The sequence below is a fragment of the Poseidonibacter ostreae genome (genome assembly GCF_009208075.1).
Classification (GTDB): domain Bacteria; phylum Campylobacterota; class Campylobacteria; order Campylobacterales; family Arcobacteraceae; genus Poseidonibacter; species Poseidonibacter ostreae.
In genome coordinates this window covers 1-16,106 of the sequence record NZ_WFKJ01000040.1, presented here as the reverse complement: position 1 = coordinate 16,106, position 16,106 = coordinate 1, and the positions used below count along the sequence as shown (strand labels likewise).

Here is a 16,106-nt window from a genome sequence, read left to right as displayed (position 1 = left end):
AATATTATTTTATTAGATTATATCTAAATATGTTAAAATACAATTAAAATTTACCCAAACAAAAAGGTATAGTATATGTTCCATCATTTTCATCCTTATGAACCTTTTATAAAAAGTAATACAAAAAAAATCATCGTTGGAACTCTTCCACCACCTAGGTTTTGTACTAAAGAGTATAAAGAAAATGATGTAGATTTTTGTTATGGCTCACAAGATGGATTATTATGGAAAAGTTTAGATGTAATTTTTGATTTAAACCTTGAATATAAAAATACGAAAGAAGAGATAAAAAAAAGAAAAGATTTTTTAATCTCTAATAATATTGGAGTTTGTGATATTGTAAATACTTGTAAAAGAGAAAAAGTAGATGCAAGTGATATAGGAATGAGAGATATTGAACTTAGAGATATTTTGGGATATTTAAAAAAATTTAAAGCAATTGAAACTATAATTTTTACAGGTGGAAACTCTAAAAATGGACCAGAATACTTTTTAAGACAAATATTAAAAAAAGAAAATATTGAGTTTAAACAAGTTTCAAAGGAAATTCCAAAAGTTCATAGTTTTATTTTTGATAATAGAGATATTCAAACAATAAGCTTAACATCACCATCAAACGCAGCCAATAGATTTATAGGTTCAAACTCTTTTTATAAAGAACAAAAAAAGATAAATCCAAATTATACAACTTTTGATTTTAGAGTAGAACAATATAAAAAAGTGTTTTTAAAAGATTAATCTTAAGGCATAAAAAAAGGAAAGCTTAAAAAGCTTTCCTTTTATTCATTCATTCCTGCAAAAAACTCTGCGTTGTTTTTAGTTTTCTGCATTTTTGAATAAAGAAATTTTAAAGCTTCAACTTCATCCATAGATGCAATTGCATTTCTTAAAATCCAAGTTTTTTGTAAGATTTCAGGAGTAAGAAGTAATTCTTCTTTTCTAGTACCAGATTTAATAATATCAAGTGCTGGATAAACTCTTTTATTAGCTGCATTTCTAGATAATACAACTTCACTATTACCTGTACCTTTGAACTCTTCAAAAATAACTTCATCCATTTTTGAACCAGTTTCAATTAAAGCAGTTGAAATAATAGTTAAACTTCCACCCTCTTCAATATTTCTTGCAGCCCCAAAGAATCTTTTTGGTTTATGTAATGCATTTGCATCAACTCCACCAGAAAGTACTTTTCCAGATGACGGCGTTACAGTATTGTATGCACGTGCAAGTCTTGTAATTGAGTCTAATAAAATAACTACATCTTTTTTCATCTCTACAAGTCTTTTTGCTTTTTCAATAACAATCTCAGCAACTCTTACATGGTTTTGAGCTGGTAAATCAAAAGTAGAAGAATAAACTTCACCTTTTACACTTCTTTGCATATCTGTAACTTCTTCAGGTCTTTCATCAATTAGTAATACCATTAAAGTAACTTCAGGATGATTTTTAGAAATTCCATGAGCTAAATCTTTTAAAAGTTCAGTTTTACCAGTTTTAGGAGGTGCAACAATTAAACCTCTTTGCCCTTTACCCATTGGTGCAAATAAATCTAACATTCTTCCTGTCATTTTCTTTGCATCATATTCAAACTTAAATTTCTCAGTTGAATATAAAGGAGTTAAGTTATCAAATAATGGTCTATTTTTTGATTCTTTAATAGGTAAATAGTTAATTGCTTCAATTTTTAATAAAGCATTATATTTTTCACTATCTTTATTAGGAGGTCTTACTTGTCCTGAAACTATATCTCCAGTTCTAAGTGCAAACTTTCTAATTTGTGTTGCAGATACATAAGAATCATTAGAAGTATCAGAGAAATTTCCATCAATTGCTCTTAAAAATCCAAATCCACCATCTTTAATCTCTAAAATACCTGTAAATAAAATAAATCCACCAGCATCAATCTGAGACTTTAAAATGTTAAACATTAAATCTTGTCTTTTTAATTCTTGTGGGTTTTCTACATCAAGTTTTTTTGCGATAGTTAGAAGTTCTTCTAGTGTAAGTTCTCTTAGTTGTTCAATTCTATACCCTTCAACAGGTACATGAGTTCTAGCTTTTCTAGGACTTTTTGTTGTTGTTTTGCTCTGAGTTTTAGACTCTTCCATTAGTAATGTTTACCTTTGATTGTACATATTTTAGATTATGTAATTTTTGTAGTTTTTGTAGTTTTTTATTAAGTAATATCGTAATTGTAGTGTTAATTTAAAAATTTGTCAATTATTTTGAAGTGTTGCTTAAAAAAAGGTGTCAGAAGACTGACACCTTATCTTATAAAGTAGTGATTATAAATCACCCTCATGTTTTCCTAAATATTCAGCAACACCTTCAGTTGATGCTTTCATACCTTCGTCACCTTTTGACCAACCAGCAGGACAAACTTCACCATGCTCATTAGTAAATAACATAGTATCAACCATTCTAATCATTTCATCAATGTTTCTACCTAATGGTAAGTCATTAATTACTGAGTGTCTTACAGTTCCATCTGCATCAATTAAGAAAGAACCTCTTAATGCAACAGCTTCACCAAATAATACATCATAATCTTTAGAGATTTGCTTAGATAAATCTGCAACTAATGGGTATTTAATTCTTCCAATTCCACCATTATTTACATCTGTTTCTCTCCATGCGAAGTGAGAGAATTGTGAATCAACAGAAACACCAATAACATTAACACCTCTTGAAGTAAACTCTTCTATTCTTTTAGAGAAAGCAATGATTTCTGATGGACATACAAAAGTAAAATCTAATGGGTAGAAAAATAAAACCGCACCTTTTTCACCAATGTTTTCGTATAAATTAAAATCTGATACTATTTGACCATCTGCAAGTACAGCTGTTGCTGTAAAATCTGGAGCTTTTTTTGTTACTAACATATATATTCCTTTAGTTTTGTTTAGAGTGTAATTATATAATAATTTTAAAGAAAAAAGACTAAAGTTTGCTTAAATTTTAAAATTTACAAAAATATTTATTATTTGATAATATTTATCCTTAGTTTAGTGATTATAAATTAATGATTACATATAAATATTAATCTAAATAATTAATACTTATTTAATTGTTTCATATTTACTAATTTTTCTATTAATATTTTTAATTATTCTTTTTTAAAGTTAATTTTATAATTTCTGTGATAAAGTTTTTTAAATTTAAAAGGAGTTATATATGGCAGTAATAATTACAGATATTTGTATTAGTTGTGATGCATGTTTAGACGAGTGTCCAACAGAATCAATTGTAGATAATGATGAGAATCCAACAGGTGAAGATATTTATTATGTAAACCCAGAAACTTGTACAGAGTGTATTGGTGATAATGATGCACCAGCATGTGCTGATGCATGTCCTACTGAGGGATGTATTCAATGGGATGCAAGAGATTCAGCAGCTAATCCAGTTAGAGATGGAAAAACAGCTGGTGAACCTTGTGTTGAAGACTAATATTTAATTAGTTTTACACTTTTCACTACTTACAAAAAGGCAAGTAATTTTTAATTACTTGCCTTTTTTTTATTTTTTAGATATAATCCGCGACTTAATAAAAATCGAGGAATAACACTATGGAACAAACTTTATCAATCATCAAACCAGACGCAGTAGCAAAAAACGTTGTTGGAAAAATCTTATCAAGATTTGAAGACGCAGGATTAAGAATTGCAGCAACTAGAAAAATGCAATTAAGTAAAGCAGATGCAGAAGCATTCTATGCAGTACACGCTGAAAGACCATTCTTTGGTGAATTAGTAGAATTCATGATTTCTGGACCAGTTGTAGTAACTGTTTTAGAAGGTGAAAATGCAATGAGTAAAAACAGAGACTTAATGGGTGCAACTAATCCTAAAGAAGCTGAAGCTGGTACAATTAGAGCAGACTTTGCAGAATCAATTGATGCAAATGCAGTTCACGGTTCAGATTCAGTTGAAAATGCTAATATTGAAATTAATTTCTTCTTTGCACAAAAAGAAATTTGTTAATTATTCATTAATTTAGATATTTTATAATGAAAATAGAATTTAAGAAGGCACCTCAAACTCCCAAAGAATTGGAAGTTGAATTCAATTCAGTTAAAATTGTAGGTACTTTTTGTAAAATATCGCAATCATTAGTAAAAATTGATGCAAAGTTAATTGGAAATACAGATATTGATTGTTGCCGATGTGGAATTACAGACAATATTGAACTTGATGAGAAATTAGATTTCTTATTAAGTGATCGTATAATCAAAAATGACGAAAGCGAAGATTTAGTAATTGAAATAGAAAATGGTTTAATTGACTTTGATGAAATTATTCAAGGGGAACTAGAAGCTATTAAGAGTGATTATCATATTTGTGAACAATGCTCACAAAATAATGATGATTTTGAAAAAGAATTTTAAGGAGAAAATAAAATGGCAGTACCAAAGAGAAGAGTCTCTCATAGTAGAGCAGCAAAAAGAAGAACACACTACAAGATTACATTAAAAAGACCAGTTAAAGATACAGACGGGACATGGAAAATGCCTCACACAGTTAACCCAAATACTGGTGAATATAAAAACTAATGCATACTATAGCAATAGATGCAATGGGTGGGGACTTCGGTCCTGAACCTATCATTGACGGGCTTATTAGTGCTTTAAAAAGCAATAATAACTTTACTGCAATTGCAGTAGGTAAAAAAGATGAATTATTATCTTTAATACCACAAAACTTTCTATCAAGAATTGAAATATTAGATACAGATGATGTAATTAGTATGAGCGATTCTGCTACAGATGCACTTAAAAGAAAAGAATCTACAATTTATAAAGCTATAGAATTAGTAAGAGATGGAAAAGCTGGAGCTGTTGTTTCTGCTGGTCATTCTGGCGCTTCAATGTCATTAGCAACTTTAAGAATTGGTAGAATCAAAGGTGTTTCTAGACCTGCTATTGCTACACTCATGCCTACAAGCGAAAATCAAAATACTTTAGTATTAGATGTTGGAGCAAATGTAGACAGTGATGCAAAAAATTTATTCGAATTTGCTGTTATGGGACAAGTTTATGCAGAAGATGTATTACAACTTGAAGATCCAATTATTGGATTATTATCAAATGGTGAAGAAGAAAGCAAGGGTAATGAAGTTACTAAAGAAGCTTATGGTTTAATATCAAAAGTTCCAAATTTTGCAGGTAATGTTGAAGGTAGTGATATCTTCAAGGGAACAGTTGATGTTGTTGTTTGTGATGGTTTTGTAGGAAATATCCTATTAAAAACTGCCGAGGGTGTTGCAGATACAATCGGAAAAATCATAAAGAAAAGTCTTAAGAGATCATTAATTTCAATTGCTGGTGCAGTACTAATGAGAAAAGTATTTAAAAACCTAAAAGTTAGAGTTGATTATGCTGAATATGGTGGAGCGCCTTTACTTGGAGTAAAAGCACCTGTTATTATTGCACATGGAAAATCTAACCCAAAAGCAATACACAATGCTATCTTACAAGCAATTAATGCAGCTAGTTCTAACCTTAATGAAGATATTGAGGAAAGATTAGCACGATATAGTAAATAAATCTAATTTATTACTATACTTTTATATAAGGATATGTAAATGACATATGCAGCTTTTAGATCTATTGGAGCATACGTTCCTCCAAAGATCATGACAAACGCAGATTTTGAAAAAATAATTGATACTAGTGATGAGTGGATTACTAAAAGAACTGGTATTAAAGAAAGAAGAATCTCAGAAGAAAATGAAGCTTCGTCTGATTTAGGAGCAAAAGCAGCACAAGTTGCAATTGAGCGAGCTGGAATTGCTAAAGAAGATATTGATTTAGTAATTTGTGCTACGGTAACTCCTGATTATTTATGTATGCCTTCAACTGCATGTTTAATTGCAGCTAAGTTAGATTTACCTCCAGTACAAGCTTTTGATGTTAGTGCAGCTTGTACTGGATTTGTTTATGCAACTTCTGTTGCAAAAGCATTTGTTGAATCTGGTATGAAAAAAAATGTATTAATAGTTGGAGCTGAAACTTATAGTTCAATTTTAGACTATACAGATAGAGGCACTTGTTTTATCTTTGGAGATGGAGCAGGAGCTGCTATTATTTCAGCAACTAATAACAAAGATGAAGCAATTATTGATGTAAATTGTTCAAGTGACGGAAACTATGAAGATTTAATTAAAACTCCAGGTGGAGGATCTAAGCATCCTTGTAGCCAAGAAGTTTTAGATGCTAAAATGGCTTGTATTAAAATGAAAGGAAATGAAACTTTCAAATTAGCTGTTAGAACATTAACTTCAGATGTAGAAGTTATGATGGAAAAACATAATATTACAAGTGAAGATATAAATCACTTTATTCCTCATCAAGCAAATATGAGAATTATATCTGCTGTTGGAAAAGCTTTAGGAATGACAGAAGAACAAACTGTAGTAACTGTAGACAGATATGGTAATACATCAGCAGCTTCTATTCCTATGGCTATGAACTATGCTTATGAGCAAGGGAAAATTAAAGCTGGAGATACTGTTTTATTTGATGCCTTTGGTGGTGGACTAACATGGGGTTCAGCACTATTTAAATTTGCACCAAAAAAATAAAACTTTACTCAAATAAAAAAGGGGAAGAATTTAGATTCTTCCCCTTTTTTTATGTCTTTAAAATCAGCTTTTATAAATACTGAACTAATCCCATATAAAAAATTGTTCCTGCAAAAATAGAAATCAAATAATTCTTTAAACTTAAGTGTAAAACTGCTGTAAATAAAATAGCACCAATCTCTTTTAAACCATAAGGAGCTAATGAAAAATCTATATCTTTTACGGAATAAACTATTAAAATAGTCATAATAACAGCAGGAAAGAATTTCTCTATAAAGACTATATAAGAGGGTAAATCATTTTTTTTAAAAAACAAAAAGGGTAAAACTCTTGTAAAATAATTAACAAGTGTCATAATAGCAATTGCTATGTAAATCTCATAATTACTCATTTTCAACTCGTTTTCTAAATGTAAACATTAATAATAGTGCTAAAAGAATTGAGACTATTAGCATTTTATCACTTGGCACTGTAAATAAGGCAATAAGTGAAGCAACTGCACCTATTATAAAAGGAACTATATTTTGTAAGTTTTTATATTGTTCAATACATAAAACAACAAATAAAGCAGTAAGAGAGAATTCTAAGCCAGCTGTATCAAACTTTATATTTGAGCCTACGATTGCTCCAAGAGTTGAGCCTATGAACCAATAAGATTGGTTAAAAGCAGTAAGAAAAAAATAGTACCATCTTTTCTTTAACTGCTCATCATCTTTTATAGTTGTAAGTAATGCATAGGTTTCATCTGTTAAACCAAAAATTAAATATGGTTTTAATTTTCCAGTTTTTTTAAACCTTTTTAATAATGATAAGCCATAAAAAGATTGTCTTATATTTATAAACCATGTTGCTATTGCAATATCTACAAATCCAGCTTTTGCATTAAAAAAATTAATCGCAACAAACTGTAAAGCCCCTGCATAAATAAATAAAGACATAAGAGGTGCTAAATACCATGAGTATTCAAAAGATACTAATAACAAACCAAAGGCAAAGCCTAAAACACCATATCCCATCATAACTGGAATTGATACTTCAAATGCCTTTTTTATTTCATTTTTATATTTCAATATAGTAATTTATTTATTAAATTTTTTATTATTAGGATTATTTTTAAATACATTCATAGAATTTTGCTCTTTATTTTTATTAAACTTATCTACAGTTGCAACTGAGTTTATGTATAAAATTGACTCTTCAACAACTATTTGAAAAACACAATGTAAAGGTACTTTTGCAACTGAACCAAAATTCTCGCTTCCATAACCTGCTTCAAACGTAAGAAAACTATCATTAATCTCAACAGTAGTAAAAGTATAATTACTTAAAATAAATAGTGAAAACTTTGCTAACTGGTCTTTTATAGGTTTAGGTAATTCTGGATTAAATGTCATACCTTCAATATTTGCAGTAATTGAAAACTCTTGATTATTATCTAATAAAAATTCAATTGTTTCTTTTACTTGTTTGCATACTAAATCTTTATACTCTTCATTTTCTATAATATCTGTAATCATCTAATTAATTTCCATTTTTAAATTTTAGTGGTATTATAACTTATGAAACAAATAATTGCGCTTATTCTTATTACATTTACTATTACAAACTGTTTTGCCTATGAATTTAAACTAAATAAAAAAGATTTAGAATATATAAATAACTCAGATAAAAAGAGTTTTATAGAGAATAGATTAGGAAAATATCAAACACTAAAAGACAAAGTTAAAGATTATGAACTAATTAGAAAACTTTCACATGTAAACTCTTTTATGAATAAAATATTTTCTAAACATGATATAGATAGTAAATCATCTATAGACCATTGGGCAACACCAAAAGAGTTCTTATTACAAGGTCATGGGGATTGTGAAGATTATGCTATTTCAAAATATTTTACTCTTTTAGAATTAGATATACCAAAAGAGAAATTGTATTTTGGGGTGGTAAAAGTAAAAGGCTCAAATACAGCTCATATGGTATTACTGTATTTAGAGAATAAAAATGCAACACCACTTGTATTAGATAACTTAAGTTTTAGAGTGATTCCTCTAACAAAAAGAAAAAAACTTATTCCAAAGTTTGCTTTTAATGAAATAGATTCATACAAATTTACAAATGAAAGGTTTACTAAAAAAGTAAATGTTAACTGGGGAAAAGAAGATAAGTGGAATAAACTTCTAAAAAGAGTTTATAAAGATAAAGAATAGTCTTCTATTTCATCAAAATCTATCATTGCATTCATAAGTGCGATTTTTTGAGCACCTTTTAACATCTCTAATGTAATATCTTTTTCTATTAATAAATTATCATTTAAATATCTACTTCTAGTAGTTCCTTTTAAAAGATAAGATTTTGAGGTAATCCAAGTTCCATTATCTAAAATTGCTATATTTGCAATACTTGTATCATGAACAATACCATTTTTTATAATTATAATCTCATCACAATTTTCTCTTTTTTCAAAAAGTAAATTTAGCTCGTCTCTATTTGTAGATTTTTTTGAATATTTTATATTCTCATCAAAAACTATTTTAAAAGTTTTAATTTCTCTTTTTTTATACTCAGCATATTCAACATCTAAAACACCCTCTTCATTATAAATTACTTTACATTTTAAGAGCTTATTTGAAGGTGGATAAATATAATCTTGCAAATTAATATTTAAAGCTATAGTATTAGCAATTCTATTACAATGATATGATAAATTCATTACTTCATAATCATCACATTTAATTGTCTCAAAATAGGTTTCTTTTTTCATAGTTTTCTTTACTCTTTATTTTTTATTTTCTGTTTTCTAAAAAGGCAAGTATATTTTGTCTTGTAACTCTTCATATTCTAAGTTAACCTTAGAATCACTTGTAATCCCACCACCACTTTTATAATAAAGCACACCAACTTGTTCTTCAATAAATCTAATCATAACAGAAGAATCTAATGATTTTCCATCATAAACACCAAAAACTCCTGTATAAAAATCCCTATTATAATCTTCAACTTCTTCTAGTATTTCAATTGTTTTTTTCTTTGGTGTTCCTGTGATTGAACCAGCTGGTAATAATGAAGCTAAAATAGTTCCTATTTTTTCATGCCAATTTTCTTCTAAGTGTCCAGATATTTTAGAACTTATTTGAAGTAGTTTTTTATCACCAGCATTTATTTTTTCACAATATCTAAATTTATCTACTCTAACTTTTGAAGCAACAATTGATAAATCATTTCTAAGTAAATCAACAACCATAGTATGCTCAGCCATCTCTTTTATATCTCCTAAGATTTTTGCTTGTGCATTTGGTATTGAAGAATCAATTGTCCCTTTCATAGGATGTGTATATATTTTATTTTTCTTTATTTCAATAAAACGCTCAGGAGAGAAACATACAAAATTTGAATTATCTTTTTTAAATCTTAATTTGAATTTTGAGTGGACTTTATCATATATTTCATCTAGAGAATATTCTGTTTTAATTTTTGTTTTTGCAGTTAGATTTAAAAGATATGAGTTTCCCATTTTAATTTGTTCTTGAAGAAAATCAAACTTCTTTTTATACGCTACAAAAGAAATAGGCTCTTTTAATAGTGTAGTTTTATGCTTTATCTTTGAAGTATGCTTTGCATTTAGTTTATATTTTATATTCGAAGGAAGCTTAGATAGTTTTTCAACATAGAACTCTTTTAAGTCATATGAGATGATGAATAAAAAAGGTTCTTTGTTTGAACCTAATTTATTTAACTTTTCCTCTAATTGTTTATTTTCCAATTTAAACTTTATATCTATTTAATTAATTTTTTAAGAATTGCCATTCTTACAAGTACACCATTTGTTACTTGTTCTAAAATCTTATTTCGGGGATCTTTTAACATTTCATCAGAAATATCTACGTTTCTATTAACAGGTCCTGGATGTAAAAGTAAAATATCTCTATCTCCAAAAGTATCACTTGTAATACAATAATCATTCGCATACTCTTGAATTGATTCAAAGAAAATTTCATTATGTCTTTCTAGCTGAGTTCTTAAACTCATTACAACATCAATTTCATCAATAATCTCATTAATATTATCATATTGTTTGTGTTCATCATTTTCTGCTTTAAAACAATCAGGTGCAACAAAAACTACTTCCATTCCAAACCTTGGAAGTAGTCTTCTATTTGAACCTGCTACTCTTGAAGTTCTAACATCACCAACAATTGCAACTTTTTTACCCTCTAAATCTTCATTAAAATGTTCTCTAATTGTAAAAAGGTCTAATAAAGCTTGTGTAGGATGAGCATGTTTTCCATCTCCTGCATTTATTATTGGACAATCTACATGATCTACAAGTGTACCAGGTAATCCACAATCAGAATGTCTCATAATAATAGCATCAGGTTTCATTGCATTTATATTTGCAACTGTATCAAATATAGTTTCACCTTTAGATCTTGAAGATGTACCTACATCTAAAGATACTACTTCAGCTCCTAATCTTTTTGCAGCAATCTCAAAAGCACTTCTTGTTCTTGTAGAGTTTTCAAAAAACAGTGTTACGATAATTTTTCCATCTAAAATCTTATTAGATTTCATATCTTTAAACTTTTTTGCATCTTCGAAAAGTTCGATAATTTCTTCGACACTAAAATCTGCTGTTCTAATTAAATGCTGCATATTATTCCCTATTTTTTAATTGAAATTGTATCAAAAAGCTCTTTAAAAATTAGAAAGTTTTTGTATAATAAAAAACTTTATTTTAGGAACTTTTTTTATGAAATTACAGATACTCATTCTTTCGCTTATTACACTTTTTTTTACAGCTTGTTCAGTTAAACCCTTACAACCTGTTCAATTTGAATCTATAAAAAAAGATATCTCTTTTACAAATGATATCAAAGCTATTTTAGATAATCGATGTGTATCTTGTCACTCATGTTATAACTCTCCTTGCCAATTAAAACTATCATCCTTTAAAGGCTTACAAAGAGGTGCATCAAAAGAGGATATTTATGCAAATAGATTAAGTGCAGCAAATCCTACAAGACTATTTACAGATGCAGTAAATGAAAAACAATGGAGAGAAAAAGGCTTTTTCTCAGTTACTGATACTCTAGTTAATACTTTAGATAATTCAAAAGAGTCTATTATGATGCAATATCTTTCTGTGAAAAATAAAAATCCTCTTAATATCGGAGAATATTCTCCTGAAACAGATGAATTATCTTGTTCTAAAGATACTGATGAATTAAGTGAGTTTTTTGATGATAATCCTCATAAAGGTATGCCTTATGGTTTTCCTGCTTTAGAAAAAAATGAATATAATCTACTAATGACATGGCTAAAAAATGGAGCAAAAGATGACACAATTAAAAATTACATTCCAAGTAAAGAGCAGTTACAAATAGATAAGTTTGAAAAGTTTTTAAATAATAAAAGTATTAAACACAAAGTTAGTGCAAGATATATTTATGAACATCTTTTTTTAGCTCATATCTCTTTTGATGATAAAAGTGAAAACTTTTATGAATTAGTTCGTTCAAAAACTCCTAATGGAAAAAGTGTAGAAATTATTGCAACAAAATTTCCATATGATGAAATAAAAGAAGAATTCTTTTATCGATTTAGAAAAATAGAATCAACAATTGTTCATAAAACACATATGGTTTATAAATTAAATGATTCAAAACTACTTAGATTTAATGAACTTTTTATAAACCCAAAATGGGATATAAAACCTTACTTAGCAAGTTATGATAAAAGTATCTCAGCAAATGGCTTAAAAGTCTTTGAGCAAATACCTGCAATTAGTAGATATGAATTTATGCTTGATAATATTCACTATATTATTATGACATTTATAAGAGGACCCGTTTGTAAAGGTCAGGTTGCCTTAAATGTAATTCAAGATCATTTTTGGGTTATGTTTATGGATCCTAAGTATGATGTATCTTTACATGATAAATTTTATTTGCATGATAATTTAAAAAATCTATTTATTCCAAATCAATATGGAGATAATCCTAGTATTTTTAAAACTACTTCTATTTTAGATAATTATGATTTTGCAAAAGAGTATCAAAGTAATAAATCAAAAATATACAAGCAGTATTACCCAAAAGGTTTAGATATAAACTCTATTTGGAAAGGGAATAAAAAAGAAGAGAATGACTCTATATTAACTATTTACAGACACTTTGATTCAGCCTCAGTACATAAGGGAGCTTTGGGAAATATTCCCAAAACACTTTGGGTAATTGATTATCCATTACTTGAACGTATTTATTATTCACTTGTTGCAGGCTTTGATGTTTTTGGAAATACACCACATCAATTATTAGTTCGAAAACATATGGATAGATTAAGAATTGAAGGAGAGAGTAATTTTTTAGAATATTTACCAAAAGAGTCAAGAAAAGAGTATTTCAATTCATGGTATCAAGGCTGGTTAGCCTCACAATTAAGTGTTTATGTTCCATCAGAAGTTCAAAGTTCAATTGATTATAAAACAGATGATTTCAAAGAAGAGTTTGTTCAAAAAGTTTTTGATTATACTAAAACAAAAAAAGATTCAATTAATTTTATTGAAAAAGAGTATATTCCAATGGATATAAAAGAGAAATATACTAATAAAGAAGAGATTGAAGAGACTTTTAAATCTTTAACACTTCCAAATAGCTCACAAATAATTAAAACATTTACTGATTCAAAATCTAATCTTGCACATATTAGAATCAAAATGAATGATAAAAAAGATTTAGTTTATTCTATGATTATAAATAGATGGCATAAAAATGTTGCTCTACTTTTTTCAGAAGAATCAAGACTTGATAGTAGTAAAGATACTGTAAATTATAGGCAAGGTTTTATAGGTTCTTATCCAAATGTTTATGTGGAAGTAAAACAAGATGATTTAAGTGAATTCTTCAATCTTCTTAAAAACTATAAAAACAATGAAGTTGATAAAAAGAAAATATTAAAATTTGTTATAAATAGAGCTAATCCAAATTTTTGGAAGAGTTTTGATTGGTTTAATAACAAATTTAAAACAGAAGATAGTTTAAATTATGGATTAATGGATTTAAATAGATATATAAGCAAAGCAATTAATGATTAATGTATTAATAAATCGTTTAAATATTTTAGCTATAATCCTTTTATAAATAGAAAAAAGTATATAAAATTTAGGAAATAATATGATAGAACAAATAGATAAACAGTACGTACTTCAAACTTATGCAAGAAATTATGTAAATTTCAAAAAAGGAATCAATGCAACTTTATTTGATGATAAACAAAATGATTATATTGATTTTACATCAGGAATTGGTGTAGTTTCAGTAGGTCATGGAAATAAAAGAGTTGCCGATGTTATATATAATCAAGTAAGTAATATTACACATATTTCAAATCTTTATGCAATTGAACCTCAAGCACTACTAGCAAAAAAAATAGCAGAACTTTCAAATATGGATGTTGGTGTATTTTTCTCAAACTCTGGAGCTGAAGCTAATGAAGGTGCTATTAAAATTGCTAGAAAATATGGTGAAACTCAATTTGAAAACAAAAGATATAAAGTTATAACTTTAACACACTCTTTTCATGGAAGAACAATTACAACAGTAAAAGCAACAGGTCAAAAATCTATGCATACTCCAAATTTTGCACCTTATCCAGATGGTTTTTCATATAACCATACAATTGATGACGTTTATGATTCAATTGATGAAGAAACTGCTGCTGTTATGATTGAATTAGTTCAAGGTGAAGGTGGAGTTCAACCATTTGATAAAGATAAAATCCAAGAGCTAGCTAAGTTTTTAAAAGAGAAAAAAATTCTGCTTATAATTGATGAAGTACAAACAGGAGTTTTTAGAACTGGAGAATTTTTAGCTTCTAATTTATATGAAATCACTCCAGATATTATTACAATGGCAAAAGGTTTAGGTGGTGGTGTTCCAATTGGTGCAGTTGTTACTACTCATAAAGATATTTTAACTGCTGGAGATCATGGTTCTACTTTTGGAGGAAATTATCTAAGTACAAGTGCGGCACTTGAAGTATTAGATATTTTAGAAGAGACTAAAGACTCAGGAGCTTTAGATGAAACAATTATTCATTTTCAGAATAAAATAAATGAGCTTTATGAAAATAATAAAAAACTATTTACAAAAACAGTTGGACTTGGTTTAATGAGAGGACTTAGAGTAATAGATGCAGATACTTTAAGTGCAATTATTAAAGAAGCTTTTAATTGTGGAGTACTTGTACTTAAAGCTGGGAAACATACACTAAGATTATTACCACCTTTAACTATCTCAAAAGAGGAGATAAATGAGGGCTTTAAAAGGTTAGAAAATGCACTTTCAAAAATCAAATAATATTAAACTACTATTATGTAGTTTAATATCTTTAAATTTATTTGCAAATGAGTTTACTCTAAAAGAAGATATCTTATCTGATACAAGACAAAGAAGTTTTGATTTAACACAAAAAAAAGCTAATGAAGATAGTGCTAAATTAAAAAAAGATTGGATTAATCCAATTACTTACACATATACAAATAACTTAGGGGAGCAGTATAGAAATGAAAAATCAGTAATTTCTATTAATCAACCTATATTTCAAAGTGGTGGAATTTATCAAGCAATTAAATATGCAGATTCTACATATAATTATTCAACTTTAGAAATAGCTCAACAAAGAAAAAACTTAATTCAAACAGCAACTAATTACCTATTTTTAATAAAGAAAACTAATTTAAATATGCAAAAAGCTGAACTATCAGTATTAAATGCAAAAATTGATGTTAATAGAAAAAAAGAACAAGTTTTAAATGGCTTCTTAGATAGTTCATTTTTAGATAATGCTCTTTTAGCACTTAACTCTTCAAAGCATACATTAATTGATTTAAAATATCAAAAACAAGAGTTAATCAATAACTTTCATAATATTTCCTCAAAAAAATATACAGAGTTTACTCTTCCTACTTTAAAAATATTTAATGAAAAAGAGTATATGGATAATAATATTGAAATAAAAAAAGCGAAAGCTGATATCACTAGAAAAGATAATTATGCATATGTTACAACTGCAAAATATTTACCTAGTGTAAATGCTTTTTATACATATACTAATAATCATTTTAAAGATGGATATACAACTAAAGACAATGCACAAAGTTATGGTCTAACAGTTAGTGTTCCTTTTGATGTTAGGACATTTAATGATATTGAGAGTAAAAAACTAGATTATTTAAAATCAAAACTTGACTTACAAAATAAAATTACTGATGAAAAAACATTCTTCAAATCTAAGTTAGAAAAAATAAATATGATTGAGGATAGAATTAATATTACAAAAGAAGATTTAGCAGTTTATGATTCTATTTTAAGTATTATTTATGAAGAAAAAGAAGCTCAATTAAAAACACAAAGTGATTTAGATACTTTACAAAACTCACAAAAAATCAAAGCTTTAGATTTAAAAGTTTTCGAAATAGAGAAACAAATAGAACTTTTAAGTGTTTATGCAAAACTACATTAAGTAGT

Annotated in this window: 19 protein-coding genes; 11 read left to right on the top strand and 8 right to left on the bottom strand. The window is 27.6% G+C overall.

Annotated elements, in window-relative coordinates:
• Window positions 1-75 precede the first annotated feature (75 nt).
• Complete coding sequence (locus tag GBG18_RS11730; RefSeq protein ID WP_152191290.1) at window positions 76-738, top strand: uracil-DNA glycosylase family protein; 663 nt, start codon at window positions 76-78, stop codon at window positions 736-738.
• Window positions 739-779: 41 nt separating this feature from the next.
• On the opposite strand, the gene rho is transcribed toward GBG18_RS11730, so the two are convergent.
• Window positions 780-2,108 (bottom strand): transcription termination factor Rho, encoded by a 1,329-nt coding sequence (gene rho / locus GBG18_RS11725; RefSeq protein ID WP_152191288.1) that lies wholly within the window; start codon window positions 2,106-2,108, stop codon window positions 780-782.
• 177 nt (window positions 2,109-2,285) lie between these two features.
• Window positions 2,286-2,882, bottom strand: a complete 597-nt coding sequence (locus GBG18_RS11720) for a peroxiredoxin (protein ID WP_152191287.1) — start codon at window positions 2,880-2,882, stop codon at window positions 2,286-2,288.
• 292 nt (window positions 2,883-3,174) lie between these two features.
• Here GBG18_RS11720 and GBG18_RS11715 point away from each other — a divergent pair, with 292 nt between their 5' ends.
• The 6 genes from GBG18_RS11715 (at window position 3,175) to GBG18_RS11690 (ending at window position 6,582) form a co-directional block, all read left to right on the top strand.
• Window positions 3,175-3,450 (top strand): 4Fe-4S dicluster domain-containing protein, encoded by a 276-nt coding sequence (locus GBG18_RS11715; protein ID WP_152191285.1) that lies wholly within the window; start codon window positions 3,175-3,177, stop codon window positions 3,448-3,450.
• Window positions 3,451-3,569: 119 nt separating this feature from the next.
• Window positions 3,570-3,983 (top strand): nucleoside-diphosphate kinase, encoded by a 414-nt coding sequence (ndk, locus tag GBG18_RS11710; RefSeq protein WP_152191284.1) that lies wholly within the window; start codon window positions 3,570-3,572, stop codon window positions 3,981-3,983.
• Between the two features lie 26 nt (window positions 3,984-4,009).
• A complete protein-coding gene (locus GBG18_RS11705; protein WP_152191283.1) occupies window positions 4,010-4,387 on the top strand; it encodes a hypothetical protein in 378 nt (125 codons plus the stop codon).
• A 12-nt stretch (window positions 4,388-4,399) separates the two neighbouring features.
• Window positions 4,400-4,552 carry a 50S ribosomal protein L32 gene (rpmF, locus tag GBG18_RS11700; RefSeq protein WP_076088495.1) on the top strand — a complete coding sequence of 51 codons (153 nt, stop codon included), beginning with the start codon at window positions 4,400-4,402 and terminating at the stop codon, window positions 4,550-4,552.
• On the top strand, window positions 4,552-5,544 hold the full coding sequence (gene plsX / locus GBG18_RS11695) for a phosphate acyltransferase PlsX (protein ID WP_152191282.1): 993 nt from the start codon (window positions 4,552-4,554) through the stop codon (window positions 5,542-5,544). The genes rpmF and plsX overlap by 1 nt, the downstream gene beginning before the upstream one ends.
• Before the next feature lie 39 nt (window positions 5,545-5,583).
• A complete protein-coding gene (locus GBG18_RS11690; protein ID WP_152191281.1) occupies window positions 5,584-6,582 on the top strand; it encodes a beta-ketoacyl-ACP synthase III in 999 nt (332 codons plus the stop codon).
• 70 nt (window positions 6,583-6,652) lie between these two features.
• Here the strand turns inward: GBG18_RS11690 and GBG18_RS11685 are convergent, their stop codons facing one another.
• From GBG18_RS11685 to GBG18_RS11675, 3 genes are read right to left on the bottom strand one after another with little or no spacing between them, the layout of a single operon-like run.
• Window positions 6,653-6,973, bottom strand: coding sequence for a branched-chain amino acid transporter permease (locus tag GBG18_RS11685; RefSeq protein ID WP_152191280.1), 321 nt, complete (start codon window positions 6,971-6,973; stop codon window positions 6,653-6,655).
• Entirely contained in the window at window positions 6,966-7,652 is a 687-nt protein-coding gene (locus tag GBG18_RS11680; protein ID WP_152191279.1) for an AzlC family ABC transporter permease, read from the bottom strand. Before GBG18_RS11680 ends, GBG18_RS11685 begins: the two co-directional genes overlap by 8 nt.
• 9 nt (window positions 7,653-7,661) lie before the next feature.
• Window positions 7,662-8,099 carry a hypothetical protein gene (locus GBG18_RS11675; RefSeq protein WP_152191278.1) on the bottom strand — a complete coding sequence of 146 codons (438 nt, stop codon included), beginning with the start codon at window positions 8,097-8,099 and terminating at the stop codon, window positions 7,662-7,664.
• A gap of 42 nt (window positions 8,100-8,141) precedes the next feature.
• Between GBG18_RS11675 and GBG18_RS11670 the strand changes: the two genes are divergently transcribed.
• On the top strand, window positions 8,142-8,789 hold the full coding sequence (locus GBG18_RS11670) for a transglutaminase-like cysteine peptidase (protein ID WP_152191277.1): 648 nt from the start codon (window positions 8,142-8,144) through the stop codon (window positions 8,787-8,789).
• Here the strand turns inward: GBG18_RS11670 and GBG18_RS11665 are convergent.
• The 3 genes from GBG18_RS11665 to GBG18_RS11655 are packed head-to-tail and all read right to left on the bottom strand — an operon-like array spanning window position 8,771 to window position 11,232.
• A complete protein-coding gene (locus GBG18_RS11665) occupies window positions 8,771-9,343 on the bottom strand; it encodes an aminotransferase class IV (RefSeq protein ID WP_152191275.1) in 573 nt (190 codons plus the stop codon). The two genes, GBG18_RS11670 and GBG18_RS11665, sit on opposite strands and share 19 nt — an antisense overlap.
• A 36-nt stretch (window positions 9,344-9,379) precedes the next feature.
• Window positions 9,380-10,342 (bottom strand): aminodeoxychorismate synthase component I, encoded by a 963-nt coding sequence (locus GBG18_RS11660; RefSeq protein WP_152191274.1) that lies wholly within the window; start codon window positions 10,340-10,342, stop codon window positions 9,380-9,382.
• Between the two features lie 14 nt (window positions 10,343-10,356).
• Window positions 10,357-11,232 (bottom strand): aspartate carbamoyltransferase catalytic subunit, encoded by an 876-nt coding sequence (locus GBG18_RS11655; RefSeq protein WP_152191272.1) that lies wholly within the window; start codon window positions 11,230-11,232, stop codon window positions 10,357-10,359.
• A gap of 97 nt (window positions 11,233-11,329) precedes the next feature.
• On the opposite strand from GBG18_RS11655, the gene GBG18_RS11650 reads away from it, so the two are divergent.
• From GBG18_RS11650 to GBG18_RS11640, 3 genes are all read left to right on the top strand, one after another.
• Window positions 11,330-13,672: a fatty acid cis/trans isomerase gene (locus GBG18_RS11650; protein WP_152191270.1), complete on the top strand. Its 2,343-nt coding sequence runs from the start codon at window positions 11,330-11,332 to the stop codon at window positions 13,670-13,672.
• Between the two features lie 79 nt (window positions 13,673-13,751).
• Entirely contained in the window at window positions 13,752-14,936 is a 1,185-nt protein-coding gene (locus tag GBG18_RS11645; RefSeq protein WP_152191269.1) for an aspartate aminotransferase family protein, read from the top strand.
• The gene (locus GBG18_RS11640; RefSeq protein WP_152191268.1) at window positions 14,914-16,101 is read left to right on the top strand and encodes a TolC family protein; all 1,188 of its coding nucleotides are present in this window, start codon (window positions 14,914-14,916) and stop codon (window positions 16,099-16,101) included. Before GBG18_RS11645 ends, GBG18_RS11640 begins: the two co-directional genes overlap by 23 nt.
• Window positions 16,102-16,106 lie beyond the last annotated feature (5 nt).